The organism is Cellulomonas chitinilytica (assembly GCF_016862675.1).
GTDB lineage: Bacteria > Actinomycetota > Actinomycetes > Actinomycetales > Cellulomonadaceae > Cellulomonas > Cellulomonas chitinilytica.
The window spans coordinates 87234-103831 of the sequence record NZ_BONK01000013.1 but is presented as its reverse complement, the minus strand read 5'-3'; the positions used below and the strand labels follow the sequence as shown (position 1 = coordinate 103831).

Genomic DNA, 16598 nt, shown 5'->3' with positions numbered 1-16598 from the left:
CGGCCGGGGCCCGCTGTGGGACACTCGGCCGCGCGGGAGTGGTGAAACGGCAGCCACGCCAGGTTTAGGTCCTGGTGCCCGAGAGGGCGTGCGGGTTCAAGTCCCGTCTCCCGCACTCGTCGACACGTGCGGTCGCCCTCGCGGGCGGAACCCGGCGGGTCAGACGGGCGTGATGTCCCGCAGGATCACCCGCGCCGGCGCGCTGACCACGGTCGCGCCCGGCGGGACGTCGTGCACGACCACCGCACCCGCGCCGATGCGCGCCCCCGCCCCCACGGTCACGGCACCGATCACCTGGGCGCCCGCACCGATGTAGACGCCGTCGCCGATCGTCGGCGACCCGAAGCGGGGGCTGTCCGGGTCGTCGTTCTTCCCGATCGTCACCTGCTGGTGGATCGTCACCCCGCTGCCGATCCGGGCTCCGGGGGCGATGAACACGCTGAGCATCTTGTGCGGCAGCCTCGGCTCACCGGCGAACTCCGCAAGGAGCGACACGTACCCGCCGTGCTCCTCGACGTACATCTTGTAGACGCCGACCTGGATCCGTCGCACGAACCCCCGCGAACGCAGGCAGCGCTCGCGGTGCTGCCACCATCCGCCCGACAGGCGGACCCAGACGCGGGGAATCATGGGCCGGACGCTACTACCCGGGGCGGGTGCCGAGCGGGTGATTCTGGACAGACGGCCAGAAATCACCGCATCGGCAGCCACAGCTCGCTGACCAGGCCCCCGTCCGTCCGTGGCGTCAGGACGAGGCGTCCACCGTGGTGGTCCGCCACCGCTCGCACCACCGTGAGGCCGAGGCCGACCCCGGTGCCGTTCGTCGTGCGGTCCGCCGAGGCACGCCGGAAGGGCAGGACGAGGTCGGCGGCCTCGTCGGGCGCCACCGCGGGCCCGGTGTTCGTCACGACGACCCGGGCACCGTCGTGCTCCTCGGCGAGACGTACCGAGACGCGACCGTCCGGGACGTTGTGGTGCGCCGCGTTGTGCACCAGGTTGGCCACGGCCCGGCCGAGCAGGGCGGGCTCCCCCGGCACGGTGACGTCGGTGAGCCGCACGTCCCAGGCCAGGCCGTCGTCGGGGCGGCGCACCTGGTCGACGGCGTCCGCGACGGCGCCGCGCAGGTCGACCGGCGTCGGCGGCCCGACAGCCTCGCCGGACTGCGCACGGGCGAGCACGAGGAGCGCGTCGATCGTGCGGGCGGCCCGCCTGCTCTGGTCGAGCGCGGTCGCCGCCGCGGCGCGCAGCTCGCCGGCGTCGGCGTCGGGGTCCGCGAGCGCGACGTCGAGCGCGGCCTGCTGGTTCGCGAGCGGGGTGCGCAGCTCGTGGGACATGGTCGCGACGAGCCGCCGCTCCGAGCTCACGGTCTGCTGCACGCGGGCCAGCAGCGCGTCGAACGTGTCGGCCAGCTCGCGGAGCTCGTCGCGGGGGCCACCGAGGGCGATCCGCTCGTCCAGGGAGTCCGCCGAGATCCGCTGCGCGCGGGCGGTGATCGTGTGCACGGGCGCGAGGACGCGACCGGCGACCACCCAGCCGATGCCGACGGAGGCGGCCGTGACGAGCAGCAGCCCGAGCCACGAGTTCCGCACGAGCTGGTCCATCGTCGACCCGACCGCGTCCTCACGGACCTCCGAGACCACGGGTGGGGGCAGGGGCGCCGTCACGCCGGACCCGGGCAGCACGTGCGACTCGGTGCGCATGCTGCGGCTCTGGGCCTGCGTCACGAGACCGTAGACGAGCGCCAGCAGCACCGCCCCGGACAGGGCGACGACGAGCGTGTAGAAGAGTGTGAGCCGCCACCGCACGCTCAGCGACCGCCTCACGGGACCACCACCCGGTAGCCCGCGCCCCGGAGCGTCTCGATGACGGGCGGGTCCCCGAGCTTGCGCCGCAGGCCCACCATCGTGACCCGCACCGCGTTCGTGAACGGGTCGGCGTTCTCGTCCCAGACCCGTTCGAGCAGGTCCTCCGCCGAGACGACGGCACCGTCGGCGCGGACGAGCTCCGCGAGGACGCCGTACTCCTTGAGCGTGAGGTCGACGGGCCGCCCCGCCCGCGTCACCGCGCGACGCGACACGTCCACCCGCAGGTCGCCGGCGGTCAGCACGGGCGGCTGCGCGGGGGCGGTGCGGCGGGCGAGCGCCTGGACGCGCGCGAGCAGCTCGGCGAACGCGAACGGCTTCGCGAGGTAGTCGTCGGCTCCCAGCGCGAAGCCGCCGACCTTCTCGTCCAGGCCGCCGGCCGCCGTCAGCATGAGGATGCGGGCCGGCGAGCCGCCGTCGACCAGCGCCCGGCACACGTCGTCGCCGTGCACGACGGGCAGGTCGCGGTCGAGCAGCACCACGTCGTACCGGTTCACGCCCGCCAGCGCCAGCGCGGTGCCGCCGTCGGCGGCGACGTCCGCCGCGTACCCGGCACGACGCAGGCCGCGCGCGAGCGCGTCCGCCATGACCTCCTCGTCCTCGGCCACGAGCACCCGCACCCAGCACCTCCGTCGCGATCGGACTCGTCTGCGCAGCATCGGACCGGCTGTGTTCAGCCAGCGTAAGCGCGCGGGACGCGGCCGGTCCCGCAGCCAACGCTGGCCGAACGGGCGCGGCGGTGGGCTGGGGCCGTCCCTCCCGACGATCCGAGGAGCCCACCGTGACCACCATCGACACGCGTCCGCACCCCACCAGGACCAGCCGCCCGCCGCTCCGCCACCTGCTGTGCGCGCTCGGCGCCGTCGGCGTCGTGCTCGCCGCCGCCGCCTGCACCGCGGACACACCCTCCTCGGCGCTCCCGGGAGCCACCGGGGACGCGGACCCCGGCAGCACGCCGTCGGCGTCCGCCTCGCTCGACCCCGAGGACGCGATGCTCCAGTGGGCGCGCTGCATGCGCGAGCAGGGCGTGGACGTGCCGGACCCCGTCGACGGGAAGGTCACCGTCGACGGCAAGGGCCTGTCGCCCGAGCAGATGCAGGCGGCCGAGGACGCGTGCGCGACCTGGCAGGAGATGGCCGAGCCGCAGGACGACGGGCGCGAGCTCTCCGAGGAGCAGAAGCAGGCGTTCCTCGACCAGGCGCAGTGCATGCGCGACCGCGGCTGGGACGTGTCCGACCCGGAGTTCGACGGCGGCCGCGTGACGCAGCACCACCACCGCAGCCCGGACGGTGCCGCCACGCCCGGCGAGCCGAAGCCCGGCGACCCGCAGTTCGAGCAGGACCTGCTGGAGTGCGCCGACGAGGCCGGCGTCGAGCCCCCGCAGAACGAGGGCTGACATGACGACCTCCGTCCGCCTCGTCCCCGCGCTCGCCCTGCTGGCCGTCGGTGGCCTGCTGACCGCGTGCGGCGCACCTGCCGACCCCGCGTCCGGCGCGTCGCCGTCCGCCTCCGCGAGCCGCCCGACCGCCACCGTGACGCGGTCCGACCTCGTCTCGAGCACGACGACCCAGTGCGAGCTCGGCCACGGCGCGACGACGCCGCTCGAGGCCCGGGACCAGGGCACGCTGACGGCGCTCGCCGCCGTCGGTGAGACGGTCGGTCAGGGTGGGGTGCTCTACGCCGTCGACACCCGGCCCGTGGTCCGCCTGACCGGTGCGGAACCCGCGTGGCGGCAGCTCGGCCCGTCGTCGACGGACGGTGCCGACGTGCAGCAGCTCGAGCAGGCGCTCGTCGACCTCGGGTACACGACCGGGCTCGGCCTCACCGTCGACGAGGACTGGACGGCGGCCACGACGGCCGCCGTCAAGCGCTGGCAGAAGGCGCTCGGCGAGACGCAGACGGGCACGGTGGCCCTCGGCGACGTCGTGTTCACCCCCCAGGACGTGCGGGTCGCCGAGCACCTCCTCGACCTGGGAGCGACCGTCGAGCCGGGCAAGCCCGTGCTCGCCGTCGGCGGCACGCCGATGGTCGTCACGTGCGCGTTGCGCACCAGCCAGGCGGCGCTCGCGCCCGTCGGGGCGAGCGCGCACCTCACGCTGCCCGACGGGACGACGACCGACGGCACCGTGTCGGCCGTCGAGCTCGTCACGACCGACGAGCAGCAGCAGCTCGAGGTGTCGATCGCGGCGACCGGCGACGCCGTGGCGGCGCTGCTCGAGGGGGCGCCCGTGCAGGTAGTCCTCGACCAGGTCGTCGCGACCGACGTGCTCGTCGTCCCGGTCACCGCGCTCGTCGCGCTGTCCACCGGCGGGCACGGCGTGGAGAAGGTCCTCGACGACGGCTCCACCCGGTACGTCCAGGTCACGACCGGGGCGTTCGCCGGGACCGACGTCGAGGTGTCCGGCGACGACGTCGCCGAGGGCGACGAGGTGGTGGTCACGCCATGACCGTCGTCGAGCTGCACGGGGTCACCAAGACGTACGGCACGGGCCCGGCGGCGCTCACGGTGCTGCACGACCTCGACCTGGGCGTCGAGGCCGGCGACTACATGGCCGTCGTCGGGCCGTCGGGCTCGGGCAAGTCGACGCTGCTCCACGTGATGGGGGCGCTCGACCGACCCTCGACGGGGCGGGTGCGGTTCGCCGGCGACGACGTCACCGCGATGTCGGACGCCGCCCTGTCCCGTGTCCGGGCCGTGCACCTCGGGTTCGTGTTCCAGCAGTTCTTCCTGCTGGACGGCCGGTCCGCGCTCGAGAACGTCGCCGACGGGCTGCTCTACCAGGGTGTCCGGCGACCCGAGCGGCTGCGCCGGGCCCGGGAGGCGCTCGACCGCGTCGGGCTCGGTGCGCGTGCGGGGCACACGCCCACGGAGCTGTCGGGTGGCGAGTGCCAGCGGGTCGCCGTGGCCCGGGCGCTCGTGCACGGGCCGCGGGTCCTGCTCGCGGACGAGCCGACGGGGAACCTGGACCAGGCGTCCGGCGCCGCGGTGCTCGACCTGTTCGACACGCTGCACGAGGAGGGCGCGACGATCGTCGTCGTCACGCACGACGAGCACATCGCCGGGCGGCTGCCGCGCGTCGTGTCGATGCGGGACGGGCGCGTGGAGCACGACACGTGCCCGGTGCCGCCGTCGTCCGCCGGGGTGACGTCGTGACGCGCACCGAGGTCGGGCCCCCGGTCGCCCGCCCGCGGGACCGCCGTCCGCACGGGCCGGACGGCCCGACCGTCGTCCGGCGCATGTCCGCCGGCGACCGGCTCCGGCTCGGCGCGCGCGGACTCACCGTCCGCAAGGGCCGCACGGCGTTGTCGGCGCTCGGCGTCGCGATCGGGATCACCGCGCTCGTCGGGGTGCTCGGCCTGTCCGAGTCGTCGCGCGCCGACCTGCAGGCGCAGCTCGACGCGCTCGGCACCAACCTGCTCACGGTCGCCCCGGGCCAAGGGGTGCTCGGCGACGACGCGACGCTGCCCGACGAGTCCGTCGCGATGATCGCCCGGATCCCCACGGTCGAGTCCGCCGCCGCCGTGCGCAAGGTCGACGCGACCGTCCGGCGCAACGACCTGGTCCCGACGAGCGAGACGAGCGGGATCGGTGTCGTCGCGGCGGACCTCGACCTGCTCCGGACCGTCGCGGCGACGCTCCGCGAGGGTCGCTGGCTCGACGACGCGACGTCCCGGTACCCCGCGGTGGTGCTCGGCTCGACGGCCGCGCGACGCCTCGCGATCGGCTCGCTCGACGGCGGAGTCGACGTGTGGATCGGCAGCCGGCCGTTCACCGTCGTCGGCATCCTCGACCCGGTGGTCCTCGCGTCGGAGCTGAACGAGGCGGCGATCATCGGCACCACCGTCGCCGACGCGGTCTCCGACGAGGACCTGCCGCCGTCCGGCGTGTACGTGCGGGTCGACCCCGACGAGGTCGTCGCGACGCGGGCGCTGCTCGGGAGGACCGCCAACCCCGCCGCCCCCGACGAGGTGCAGGTGTCCCGCCCGTCCGACGCGCTCGCCGCCCAGGACGCCGCGACCCGGTCGTTCACGCTGCTGGCCCTCGGCCTCGGGGGCGTGGCGCTGCTCGTCGGTGGAGTCGGGATCGCGAACGTCATGGTCGTGTCGGTCCTGGAGCGGCGCCGGGAGATCGGTGTGCGCCGGGCGCTCGGCGCCACCCGGGGCTCCATCGGGGGGCAGTTCCTCGTGGAGTCCGTGCTGCTCTCGCTGCTCGGCGGGGTGGCCGGCGCACTGCTCGGCGTGGCCCTGACCTGGGGGTACGCGACCGCGCAGGGCTGGGCGATCGTCGTGCCGTGGCGGCCCGTCGTGGCCGGGCTCGCCTGCTCGCTCGTCATCGGCTCGCTCGTGGGCCTGTACCCGGCGATGCGCGCCGCCCGGGTGCCGCCCACCGAGGCGCTGCGGACCGCGTGACGGGCGTCGGGACGGTCCTCTCGACGCGGACGGGCCGCCGGTCCCGAGGGGGGTCCGGCGGCCCGTCCGTCCGTGGGGGCGATCAGCTCAGCGGCAGCCTGATCACCGTCTCGGGCACCCCCACGCTCGTCGGGCCGGACCCGATCGCGTTCCACAGCGCGACCCGGACGGTCCCGCCGTGCAGCGCACCGAGCGTCCCGGTGGCCGACTGCAGCCCGACGGCTTCCGTCAGGTGCTCGAAACCGGGGATCGGGTCGGTCGCGAAGTACCGGTAGATCTCCGTCCGGTCCCACGTCCCGTCACCCGTGAGGTCGTACGAGAGGGAGATCCGGGTGCCGTTGCCGACGACCATGCCCGCGTCGAGCGCGACGTCGAACGTCGGCCCCGCCCCCGTCGGGGTGCCGTTGAGCCCGCTCGCCGTCCACACGAGCGCGTTCGGGGACTCCTGGCCCGTGTCGATGCCGAACGCCTGCGGGACGACGACCGTCGGCGGGCTGGTCGGCTGCTGCGCGACGAGCGACCCGTTCGGGCCGAGGTATCGCGTGAACACGCTCGGCTGCGGTCCCGTCGGCGTCGGGGTCGGCGTCGGCGTCTTCGTGGGCTTCGGCGTCTTCGTCGGCTTCGGCGTCTTGGTGGGCGTCGGCGTCTTGGTCGGCTTCGGGGTCGGCGTCGGCGTCGGCGTCACGGTGGGCGTCGGCGTCGGCGTGACCGTCGGAGTCGGCGTCGGAGTCGGCGTCGGCGTCGGCGTGGGTGTCGGGGTGCCGGTCGGACCGCCCGTCGCGCCGCCGCCGCTCCACGTGAACGCCCCGGACGTGACCGTCTTCCCGGCGGCCACGGCGAGCAGCGTCCCGTCGCTGAAGGTCACCGTGAGCGGCGCCGAGGTCGGGTTCGACGCCACGTACGTCCGTCCGCCCGCGCCCTTGAAGACGACGGCGAGCGCGTGGTCGGCGCGCACCGTCGGGTCGACGTGACCGAGCGACGCGAGGTTGGCGACCCAGTGCAGCGTGTGCGCCCGGCTCTCCCCCTCCTCGACGGCGTACCCGGGGTTGGCGAGCAGGCTGGTCAGCGCCGCCTGACCGTCCGCGAGCGCCAGGTAGCTCCACAGGATGTCCTGCCACGCGGACGGCTGGCCGCCGTTGGCCTTGACGAGCTCGGCGTAGTTGGCCTCGACGTCGTCGGGTCGCAGACCGAGGTACAGGTGGCCGCCGGTGACGGGCAGCGTGTTGATGCCCTGGATCATCTCCGGCTCGGCGCTGAACCACGTGGAGTACGACGCGCCGTCGCCCCAGACCATGCCGACCGTGGAGTGGCCGAAGCCCTGCGGCATGGCCCCCGACCCGTCGAACCAGTAGTCCTGGATCGCGGCCGCCTCGGTGGCGTAGATGTACGCGCCGGCGTCGCGGACGGCCGTGTCACCGGTCGCCTCGCCCCACTCGACGAGACCGGCGGCGAAGTTCATGCCCTCCGAGCTGGACTCCTGGTTGTTGCCGGCGTCGAACGCACCGTGCCCGGACGCCCAGTCGTGACCGGCGTAGATGTCGAAGTCGCGCAGGTACGGGAACCGCGTCTCGGACCGGTCGTAGCTGTTCGCGTCGCGCACGAGCGTGTCGACCATCCCGCCGTACGCGTCCTTGCTCGCCCAGGCTGGGTCGAACCGTGCGAGCGTCGCGGCGGCCACGACGAAGTAGCCGTAGTGGAAGTGGTGGTCGTTGAGCTCGGTGTCGGACCCGTACGAGGCGGGGTAGCCGATGAGCGTGCCCCAGTCCGCGTCGTACGCGAACACCTGCGACGTCTTGCCGGGTGTCGCGGTGAACCAGTCGGTGAGCGTGGCCTTGATGGTCGCGAGCGTGCGGTCGCGCAGGTCCGTGTCACCGAGCTGGTCGGCGATCTCGACGATGCGCGTGGCCCGGCCGAGGGCCTTGCCGGTCCAGTAGGTGTCGGCCTTGAGCGCCCCGAGGCTGTCGGGGTCCTCGGCGGCGAGCAGCTCGTCGAGCCGGGCGCGGAGCGTTCCCGTGCTCGTGGCGACGGCGGGGATCTCGGGCAGGACGCCGGTGAACGGCGTCGCGGTGGTGAACGAGGGCGACCCGACGTAGGCCGTCATCGGGCCGCGGGGAGAGACGTAGGTGGACGACAGCTTGCTGCCGCCGCCCGCGCTGGTCACGTACTGCTGCTGGTGCGGGTAGAGCGCGACGACGGTCCCCTTCGCGGAGCCTTCGAGCGCCTTCGTGGTCAGGGCGTACGTGGTGCGGACCACCGACGCGGACTCGTCGTACGTGTACGTGGCCTTGGTGCCGGTGACCTCGGCGTACGCGTACGGCGCGAACGCGGTCGCCTGCGCCACCCGGTCGGCGTCGCTGCTCGTGGCGCCGGTGGTGAGCGAGGCGACCGAGAGGTACCCCTTCCCGGCGAGCGTGCTGGTCAGCGTGCTGCCCTGCACCGTCCACGTCGAGCCCGTCGGGGCGTACGCCACGTAGTCGTGGCCGCCGGCGGTGAAGCCGAGGGTCGGTCCGTCCTTCAGCCAGACCGTGACCGTGCCGGTGCCGGTCAGCGTCGCCGCGCCGCCGCTCACGTGGTACCAGCTGAACGGCAGGCCGTGCCCGATCGTCGCCGTGAGCGTGCGCGTCCCGTCCGACCACGACGGCGTGACCGTCCAGTCGCTCCACCCGGCGACCTTGACCTCCGGGGCGGCCAGGCCCGCGACGCCCACGAGGACGTCCTGCGAGTACGGGTAGTGGAACTCCCCCACCCCGCCCGGCGTCCCGGTGAGGACCGGCACGCGCGTCGACGACAGCCCGAGGCCGCCCGCCGACGGCAGGTAGGACACGGGGTGCGCGTGCAGCGGCTGGCTCCACCGGCAGTCGAGGCGCTTGTAGAGAAGCGACGACCACCAGTCGTTCGTCGGGAGTGCGCCTTGCGGGGCGTCCGCCGTCAGGGCGGATCGCGGGTCCGTCTCGATCGCGTCGCACCCCTCGGGTGTGGGTCCGACGGGTGTCGCGACGTACCCGCCCTGACCGACGGAGACGGTGGCGGCGGTCTGCACGTTCGCGCGTGAGACCGATCCCCAGGCCGCGGGCGCCGCCGTGAGGGCGAGCGCGAGGGCGGCGGTCAGGGCGAGGAACAGGACGAGCGGACGGGACGTCCGTGGCGCAGGTTGCATGGTGTGTGGCCCCCAGAAGTGGGCAGGCGCGACCGTCTCGGCGGTGAGGGCGGTGGCGAGCTGCCGAGTCCGGGTGACCACGCCGACGTGGTCTCCCGGGGATCACCCCCCGCACGGCCCCCATTGGACGTGCTGGTGTGAGGGAGATCACAGTCACGGTAACCACGAGGGTGAAGTTTAGGCAAACCCAACACAAAGGGAGCCGGTGACTCGTGTGAACGACCGGCTCCCTTTGGAGGTGACTCGTGTCAGGCGGACTCGGTCTTCGAGGCGGCGATCTTCTCGCGCACCTCGTCCATGTCCAGGCCCTTCACGGCGTTGACGACCTGCTCCAGCGCGGGCGCGGGCAGCGCGCCGGCCTGGTTGAACACCAGGATCCCGTCGCGGAACGCCATCAGCGTGGGGATCGAGAAGATCTGCAGCTCCTGCGCGAGCGCCTGCTCCGCCTCGGTGTCGACCTTGGCGTGCACGACGTCCGGGTGCTCCTGCGACGACGCCTCGAACACCGGGCCGAAGCGCTGGCACGGACCGCACCACTCCGCCCAGAAGTCGACGAGGACGATCTCGTTGTCCTTGATGGTCTGACCGATGGTGTCGGCGGTCAGGGTGGTCGTGGCCACGTGATACCTCCCGTGATGAGTGTCGCGTGGTAGAGCGTCACGGTACCGGTGACTATTCCCGGGCGACGCGGACCGCCCCGCCGCCCGCGCGCCCGTTACCGGCACCCGGTGCGTCAGGGGTACAACTGCACGGTGACCGAGACCGCCGACTTCCCCTCCGGCCCCGAGCGTCCCGCCGGCTGGCTGAGCCCCGAGCAGATCGGCGCCGTGCGACTCCAGCTCCCGATCCTCTACGTGGACGCCGTGCCCGTCCGGGTCGACGACTCGGGCGACGTCGTCGCCGTCGGCCTCCTCCTGCGCGTCACCCCCGAGGGCGTGATGTCCCGCGCCCTCGTCTCCGGCCGCGTGATGTACCACGAGCGCGTGCGCGACGCGCTCGTGCGGCACGTCGAGAAGGACCTCGGCCCCGTCGCACTCCCGCAGATCCCCTCGTCGCCCCAGCCGTTCACCGTCGCGGAGTACTTCCCGACCCCCGGGGTCACGCCGTACCACGACCCCCGCCAGCACGCCGTGTCGCTCGCCTACGTCGTGCCCGTGCTCGGCGACTGCCGGCCGCAGCAGGACGCCATCGACCTCGCGTGGCTCACCCCCGAGGAGGCGTGCGCCGAGCAGGTGCAGGTCGAGATGAACGGCGGGCAGGGGCTCCTGCTGCGGCAGGCGATGGCGCACGTGGGCCGCCTGCCCTGACTCGCGCCGTCCCGCGTCAGGACAGCGTGAGCTCCGGCCAGTCGCCCAGGTCGGCACGCATCCTGCGGTCGTGCGTCGCGACGACCACCGCCGCGGACGTGAGCCGCAGCGCCTGCGTGAGCTCGTCGACCAGGCCGACCGACAGGTGGTTCGTGGGCTCGTCGAGGATCAGCACGTGCGGCGCCGCCAGCAGCGCGCACGCCAGGTCGAACCGGCGGCGCTGACCGACGGACAGGTCGCGCAACGGCCGGTCCAGGTCCTCCTCCGTGAGCAGGCCCAGCGCCGCGACGGGCACCAGCTCGTCCGGGTCGAGCAGCCCGCCGTGCAGCAGGTCGAGCGCATGCCGCGCGTACGCGTCGAAGGCCGACACGGGCGGCGCCGCCGCGGTCACGGCCCCCGGGACGTCCGGCTCGGACCTCCCCGCGTCGCGCGCGTGCTCCGTCGGGCCCTCCTGCGCGAGCACCCCCAGCCGGACGCCGGGCGCCACCGTCCGCGACCCGCGGTCGAGCGGCAGCCGCCCGGCGAGCGCCGCGACGAGCGTCGACTTGCCGGACCCGTTCGGCCCGGTCACGAGCAGGCGCCCGCACGGCGGCACGTCGATCCGGACCCCGGGCAGGTCGAGCCTCCCCTCGACACGCGGTGCCCGCACCTCCAGCAGCGGTCCCCTGACCTGCGGTGCCGCCGCGGCCAGGTCGTCGTCGCGGGACGGGCGGTCCGGGTCCTGGACGCCTGCGTGCCGCGGGATCGACGGCAGGTCCGGGAACGACAGCGCGAGCGGTGGCACGGGCACCTCCACGGCCTGCGCCTCGAGCCGTTCGACCAGCCGGTCCGCGGCCTTCACGTGGATGCGGGCGCGCGTGGCCCGGCGGTGCGCCTGCGACCCCTTCGGCGGGCGCCACTCGTCGGACAGCCCCTCGTACGCCTGGTCGAGCCGCTCCGCGAGCTGCAGCGCACGCTTGCGCTCCGCGCGGTAGCGGGCCCGCCAGCGGCGCAGCATCTGGTCCTTCGCGAACCGGTAGTCGGCGTACCGGGTCGCCCCGTACAGCGCGGGGCGGCCGTCCATCGCCGGGTCGAGGTCGAGGATCGCCGTCATCACGTCGTCGAGCAGCCGGCGGTCGTGCGTGACGATCACCAGCGCGCCCGGCCATCCCTGGAGCTGCGCGGTGAGGTGGTCGATCCCCGCCGCGTCGAGGTGGTTCGTCGGCTCGTCGAGCAGCAGCAGGTCCGCCCGCTCCCCCAGCCGGCACGCCAGCCGGACGCGGTACCGCTCCCCCACGCTGAGCTGCGCGAGCCGCCGCTCGTGGTCGCGCGGGGCGCCGAACCGGGTCAGCGCCTCGTCGATCCGCCGGTCGGCGTCCCACGCGGCCAGGTGCTCGTAGCGGTGCATCGCGTGGCCGAGCGCCGCGAGGTCCCCCGACTCGTGGTCGAACGCCTCGACGGCGGCGGCGAGCGCGTCCGACGCGGCCCGGACCGTCGCCAGCGCACCCGCGACCATCGAGCCGATCGTCTCGTCGCTCGCCACGTCGAGCTCCTGGTCCACGACAGCGAGGCTGCCGACCCGCCGCACGCTGCCCGCCGACGGGACCAGGTCGCCCGCGAGCACCCGCAGCAGCGTCGTCTTGCCCGCGCCGTTCTCGCCGACCAGGCCGATCCGGTCGCCCGCCGAGACGACGAGGTCGACCGAGTCGAGCACCGGGTGCCCGGGGTAGCCGAAGGTCACGCCGTCGGCGACCAGCTGGACGTCTGCCGCGCTCGCGTCAGCCACCGGCCGTCACCCTCCGAGCGCCCGCACCACCGCCGGCACGAGCGCACGGAAGGCCTGCCCGCGGTGGCTGATCGCGTTCTTCTCCTGCGGCGACAGCTCCGCGCACGTCCGGGACTCCCCGAGCGGCACGAGCACCGGGTCGTACCCGAAGCCGTGCTCGCCGCGCGGGCTCCCCGCGAGCGTGCCGACGAGGGCACCCGTCTCGACGTGCTCGAACCCGTCGGGGGTCACGAGAGCGGCCGCGCAGACGAATCGAGCACCCCGGTGCTCGGGCGCGATGTCGGCGAGCTGGGCGAGGAGGAGGTCGAGGTTCGCCGCGTCGTCGCCGTGCCGCCCGGCCCAGCGGGCCGAGAAGATGCCGGGTGCGCCGCCGAGCACGTCGACGCTGAGTCCCGAGTCGTCGGCGACCGCGGGCAGCCCCGTGAACGCCGCGAGCGCCCGCGCCTTGATCAGCGCGTTCTCCGCGAACGTCACCCCGTCCTCGACCGGCTCGGGCGCGCCGACCTCGCGGGCACCGACGACGGCGGACGGGTCGAGGCCCGGCAGCGCGGGCGCGAGGATCGCGCGCAGCTCGCCGACCTTGTGCGCGTTGTGGGTCGCCAGGACGAGCCTGGCGCCGGCGGGCACGCTCACGGGAGCGTGACGCGGGTCGCCGACCCGTCGGCCGGCGGCGCTGCGAGGACCGCGGCCTGGATCTGCGCGAGGCGGTCGGTCCCGGCCACGGCCAGGTCGAGCAGCACGTCGAGCTCGCGACGGTCGAACGGCGCGTGCTCGGCGGTGCCCTGCACCTCGACGAACGTGCCCGACCCCGTGACGACGACGTTCATGTCCGTCTCCGCCCGCACGTCCTCGACGTACGGCAAGTCGAGCATCGGGACGCCGTCGATGATGCCGACGCTCACCGCGGCGACCGAGTCCTTGAGCACCGTGCGGCCCTTCGGCACGAGCCGCTTCTCCGTCGCCCACGCCACCGCGTCGGCGAGCGCCACGTAGGCGCCCGTGATCGCGGCCGTCCGCGTCCCGCCGTCGGCCTGCAGCACGTCGCAGTCCAGCACGATGGTGTTCTCGCCGAGCTGCGCGACGTCGATGATCGCGCGCAGCGACCGCCCGACGAGGCGGGAGATCTCGTGCGTCCGGCCGCCGACGCGCCCCTTGATCGACTCGCGGTCCGACCGGCTCGACGTGGCCCGCGGCAGCATCGCGTACTCGGCCGTGACCCAGCCCTCGCCCGACCCCTTGCGCCAGCGCGGCACGCCCTCGGTGAACGACGCGACGCACAGCACCTTCGTGCCGCCGAACTCGACGAGCACGCTGCCCTCCCCGGCCTCGAGGAACCGGCGGGTGATCGTCACGGGGCGCAGCTCGTCGGGCCGACGGCCGTCGGCGCGCAGCACGGGGGTGGTGGCAGTCATGCGGACGAGCCTAACCGCGGGGGCCGACAGTCCCGGTCGCGGTCCGGGGCGGTCAGAGCGCGTGCACGGCGCCCGGGACGGCGAGGTCGACCGGGCCGTCGTACACGCTGCGCGCCTCCGCCACGGCCACCGCCGGGTCGTTCCACGCCGGGATGTGCGTCAGGACGAGCCTCCCGGCACCCCCTCGGGCAGCGGCCTCGCCGGCGCGACGTCCCGTGAGGTGGATCCCCCGCCAGTGGTCGTCACGTCCCTCGATGTACGCCGCCTCGCTCAGCAGCAGGTCGACGCCGGCGGCGAGCGCGGCGAGACCCGGGCAGGCGTCCGTGTCGCCGGTGTAGGCGAGCGCGACCGTCCGGGCCGGGTCGGTGTCGGACGGGCCGGTGACGCGCACGCCGAAGGCGGGCAGGGGGTGCTCGACGGGGACGGGGGTGAGGGTCATCGGCCCGACGTGGACCGGCACGGCCGGGTCCCACTCGCGGACGGCGAACTGGCCGCCGACGTCGGTCGCAGGGTCCTTGCCGGCCATGGTCGCGAGCCGGTCGGCGGTCCCGACGGGGCCGTAGACGGGCACCGGGTCGCACGGCCCGTCGGGGCGGTACCGCCGCAGCACGTTGAGCACCACCATGTCGGCGATGTGGTCGGAGTGCAGGTGGGACAGCCCGATCATGTCGAGCGCGGTCGGGTCGCCGTACTTCTGCAGCGGTCCGAGCGCACCGTTGCCGAGGTCGAGCAGCACGGTCCAGGTGCGGCCGTCGGCGTCGTCGGCCTGCACGAGGTACCCGGACGCGGCGGAGTCCGGACCGGGGAACGACCCCGCGCAGCCCAGCACGACGAGCCTCATCGCAGCGACCCCGCGGGCTCGACGGCGCCGACCTCGGGCCCGAGGAAGCGGCGGGCGAGGGCATGGAACGCGTCCGGGTCGCCCGTGGCCAGGAACCGGTGCTGCGGCGGCCCGGCGGCCACGTCCCGTTCCAGGTGGTGCGCGACGAGCGTGCGGTAGACGTCCTTGGCGGTCTCCTCGGCGCTCGACACGAGGGTCACCTCTTCCCCCATGACGTAGGAGATGGCGCCGGTGAGCAGCGGGTAGTGCGTGCAGCCGAGCACGAGCGTGTCGACGTCCGCGGCCCGCACCGGCTCGAGGTACTCCCGCGCGAGCGCCAGCACGTCCGGGCCGGACGTGATGCCCTTCTCGACGTACTCGACGAACCGGGGGCACGCCTGCGTGGTGAGCTCGACGCCTGGCGCGACGGCGAACGCGTCGTCGTAGGACCGGCTCTCCACGGTCGACTTCGTCGCGATGACGCCGATGCGGCCGGACCGGGTGGCCGCGACCGCGCGTCGGGCGGCGGGCAGGATCACCTCGACGACCGGGATGCCGCGGCGCAGCGTGTACCGCTCCCGGGCGTCGCGCAGCATCGCCGACGACGCCGTGTTGCACGCGATGACGAGCAGCTTCACCCCGGCGTCCACGAGGTCGTCCATCACCTCGAGGGCGTGCGCCCGGACCGCGGCGAGGGGCTTGCTGCCGTACGGGGTGTTGAGGGTGTCACCGATGTAGAGGGTCGACTCGTGCGGCAGCTGGTCCAGGACCGCACGCGCCACGGTGAGACCACCGACGCCGGAGTCGAAGATGCCGATGGGGGCGTCGTTCACGCAGCCGAGCCTAACCGCTGCCAGCGACGTCACCCGTGCCCTGGGTCCCGGGCGGGCCGTCCCCGTGAGCCCGGCGGGCCTGCCGGGCGTCCGCGAGCATGAGGACGACGAGCGACTCCTGGAGCCACGTCAGCGCGCCGTACACGGACACGAGGTACCGGCGTGTCTCGTGGTCCCCGCGGGCGGCGGACGCCGGCGGCGGCGGCTCGCCGAGCACCGCGTACATGGCGTCGGCCTCGGCGTCGGTGTGCACGCCGAGGCGCTCCGCGAGCACGAGGCGCAGGTCCGTGAGGGCGGCGGCGACGGCCGGGGCGTCCTGCGCGCTGACCACGAGCTCGTCGCGCCGGCGGCCCCCGCCCGGTGACTCGAGCGCCCGCCACAGCGCCTCGAGCCGGTCGACCTTCTGCGCCCGCAGGTCGTCCTCCGTGAGCCGGCGGAACTCCGCGGCGAGCGACGGGTCGTCCCGGGAGGCGTCCGGCAGGAGGCGGCGCACGGCGGGGTCGCCGGGCGGCGCGGGCGTGTCGGTCCGCAGGTGGGGCAGCCCGCCCGGCTCCTGCGGGGCGGCAGGACGGTCGTCGCCGGCGTGCTCCTCGTCGGGCCGCGGCGCGCCCAGGAGCTCGAGGACGTCGGCGACGACCGACGCGACGACCGCCCGCTCACCCTCGTCGACGCGCGCCACGAACCGGCCCTGCCGGGCCTTGAACCCGTGCATCAGGCGCCGCTGCGCTGCAGGGTCGCCCACAGCCCGAACCCGTGCATCGCCTGCACGTCGACCTCCATGGACTCCAGCACGCCGGTCGACACCACCGCGCGGCCCTCCTCGTGGACCTGCCGCATGAGCTTCTCGGCCGTCGCGTGCGGGTGGCCGAAGTAGGTCTCGAAGACGTACGTCACGTAGCTCATGAGGTTCACGGGGTCGTTCCAGACGATCGTGACCCACGGGTCGCCGAGCGACGTCTCCTCGACGGCCTCGACCCGTTCGTCGGGCGTGGTCTGCACTGGCACGACCACCACTGTAGGTGGGTCTGCGAC

General features: G+C 74.5%; 17 protein-coding genes and 1 tRNA gene. 6 read left to right on the top strand and 12 right to left on the bottom strand.

Going from position 1 to position 16598, the window contains the following annotated elements; genetic code table 11:
- Positions 1-32 precede the first annotated feature (32 nt).
- A tRNA-Leu gene (locus tag Cch01nite_RS17735) sits at positions 33-115 on the top strand.
- A gap of 44 nt (positions 116-159) precedes the next feature.
- Here Cch01nite_RS17735 and Cch01nite_RS17730 read toward each other — a convergent pair.
- From Cch01nite_RS17730 to Cch01nite_RS17720, 3 genes are all read right to left on the bottom strand, one after another.
- Positions 160-630 carry an LbetaH domain-containing protein gene (locus tag Cch01nite_RS17730; RefSeq protein WP_203757816.1) on the bottom strand — a complete coding sequence of 157 codons (471 nt, stop codon included), beginning with the start codon at positions 628-630 and terminating at the stop codon, positions 160-162.
- 62 nt (positions 631-692) lie between these two features.
- Complete coding sequence (locus Cch01nite_RS17725) at positions 693-1823, bottom strand: sensor histidine kinase (protein WP_203757815.1); 1131 nt, start codon at positions 1821-1823, stop codon at positions 693-695.
- Complete coding sequence (locus tag Cch01nite_RS17720; protein WP_203757814.1) at positions 1820-2482, bottom strand: response regulator transcription factor; 663 nt, start codon at positions 2480-2482, stop codon at positions 1820-1822. Before Cch01nite_RS17720 ends, Cch01nite_RS17725 begins: the two co-directional genes overlap by 4 nt.
- Positions 2483-2643: 161 nt before the next feature.
- Between Cch01nite_RS17720 and Cch01nite_RS17715 the strand changes: the two genes are divergently transcribed.
- The 4 genes from Cch01nite_RS17715 to Cch01nite_RS17700 are packed head-to-tail and all read left to right on the top strand — an operon-like array spanning position 2644 to position 6272.
- Entirely contained in the window at positions 2644-3258 is a 615-nt protein-coding gene (locus tag Cch01nite_RS17715; protein ID WP_203757813.1) for a hypothetical protein, read from the top strand.
- Between the two features lies 1 nt (position 3259).
- Positions 3260-4309, top strand: a complete 1050-nt coding sequence (locus Cch01nite_RS17710; protein ID WP_203757812.1) for a peptidoglycan-binding protein — start codon at positions 3260-3262, stop codon at positions 4307-4309.
- Positions 4306-5016, top strand: a complete 711-nt coding sequence (locus tag Cch01nite_RS17705) for an ABC transporter ATP-binding protein (RefSeq protein WP_203757811.1) — start codon at positions 4306-4308, stop codon at positions 5014-5016. Before Cch01nite_RS17710 ends, Cch01nite_RS17705 begins: the two co-directional genes overlap by 4 nt.
- Positions 5013-6272 carry an ABC transporter permease gene (locus tag Cch01nite_RS17700; RefSeq protein WP_239070915.1) on the top strand — a complete coding sequence of 420 codons (1260 nt, stop codon included), beginning with the start codon at positions 5013-5015 and terminating at the stop codon, positions 6270-6272. Before Cch01nite_RS17705 ends, Cch01nite_RS17700 begins: the two co-directional genes overlap by 4 nt.
- Positions 6273-6354: 82 nt before the next feature.
- Here Cch01nite_RS17700 and Cch01nite_RS17695 read toward each other — a convergent pair whose 3' ends face one another.
- Positions 6355-9510 (bottom strand): glycosyl hydrolase, encoded by a 3156-nt coding sequence (locus Cch01nite_RS17695; RefSeq protein WP_239070914.1) that lies wholly within the window; start codon positions 9508-9510, stop codon positions 6355-6357.
- A 167-nt stretch (positions 9511-9677) separates the two neighbouring features.
- Entirely contained in the window at positions 9678-10049 is a 372-nt protein-coding gene (gene trxA / locus Cch01nite_RS17690; RefSeq protein ID WP_203757810.1) for a thioredoxin, read from the bottom strand.
- Between the two features lie 132 nt (positions 10050-10181).
- On the opposite strand from trxA, the gene Cch01nite_RS17685 reads away from it, so the two are divergent.
- Positions 10182-10736, top strand: coding sequence for an NUDIX hydrolase family protein (locus Cch01nite_RS17685; protein WP_203757809.1), 555 nt, complete (start codon positions 10182-10184; stop codon positions 10734-10736).
- A gap of 16 nt (positions 10737-10752) precedes the next feature.
- Here Cch01nite_RS17685 and Cch01nite_RS17680 read toward each other — a convergent pair whose 3' ends face one another.
- The 7 genes from Cch01nite_RS17680 to clpS are packed head-to-tail and all read right to left on the bottom strand — an operon-like array spanning position 10753 to position 16571.
- On the bottom strand, positions 10753-12501 hold the full coding sequence (locus Cch01nite_RS17680) for an ABC-F family ATP-binding cassette domain-containing protein (protein ID WP_203757808.1): 1749 nt from the start codon (positions 12499-12501) through the stop codon (positions 10753-10755).
- Between the two features lie 6 nt (positions 12502-12507).
- On the bottom strand, positions 12508-13134 hold the full coding sequence (gene rdgB / locus Cch01nite_RS17675) for an RdgB/HAM1 family non-canonical purine NTP pyrophosphatase (RefSeq protein ID WP_203757807.1): 627 nt from the start codon (positions 13132-13134) through the stop codon (positions 12508-12510).
- Positions 13131-13913, bottom strand: a complete 783-nt coding sequence (gene rph, locus Cch01nite_RS17670) for a ribonuclease PH (RefSeq protein WP_203757806.1) — start codon at positions 13911-13913, stop codon at positions 13131-13133. Before rph ends, rdgB begins: the two co-directional genes overlap by 4 nt.
- Positions 13914-13965: 52 nt before the next feature.
- The gene (locus tag Cch01nite_RS17665) at positions 13966-14754 is read right to left on the bottom strand and encodes an MBL fold metallo-hydrolase (RefSeq protein ID WP_203757805.1); all 789 of its coding nucleotides are present in this window, start codon (positions 14752-14754) and stop codon (positions 13966-13968) included.
- Positions 14751-15566 carry a glutamate racemase gene (gene murI / locus Cch01nite_RS17660; RefSeq protein ID WP_203757804.1) on the bottom strand — a complete coding sequence of 272 codons (816 nt, stop codon included), beginning with the start codon at positions 15564-15566 and terminating at the stop codon, positions 14751-14753. Before murI ends, Cch01nite_RS17665 begins: the two co-directional genes overlap by 4 nt.
- Positions 15567-15576: 10 nt before the next feature.
- Positions 15577-16308, bottom strand: coding sequence for a DUF2017 family protein (locus Cch01nite_RS17655; protein WP_239070911.1), 732 nt, complete (start codon positions 16306-16308; stop codon positions 15577-15579).
- The gene (gene clpS / locus Cch01nite_RS17650) at positions 16278-16571 is read right to left on the bottom strand and encodes an ATP-dependent Clp protease adapter ClpS (protein ID WP_203757803.1); all 294 of its coding nucleotides are present in this window, start codon (positions 16569-16571) and stop codon (positions 16278-16280) included. The genes Cch01nite_RS17655 and clpS overlap by 31 nt, the downstream gene beginning before the upstream one ends.
- Between the last annotated feature and the right edge of the window lie 27 nt (positions 16572-16598).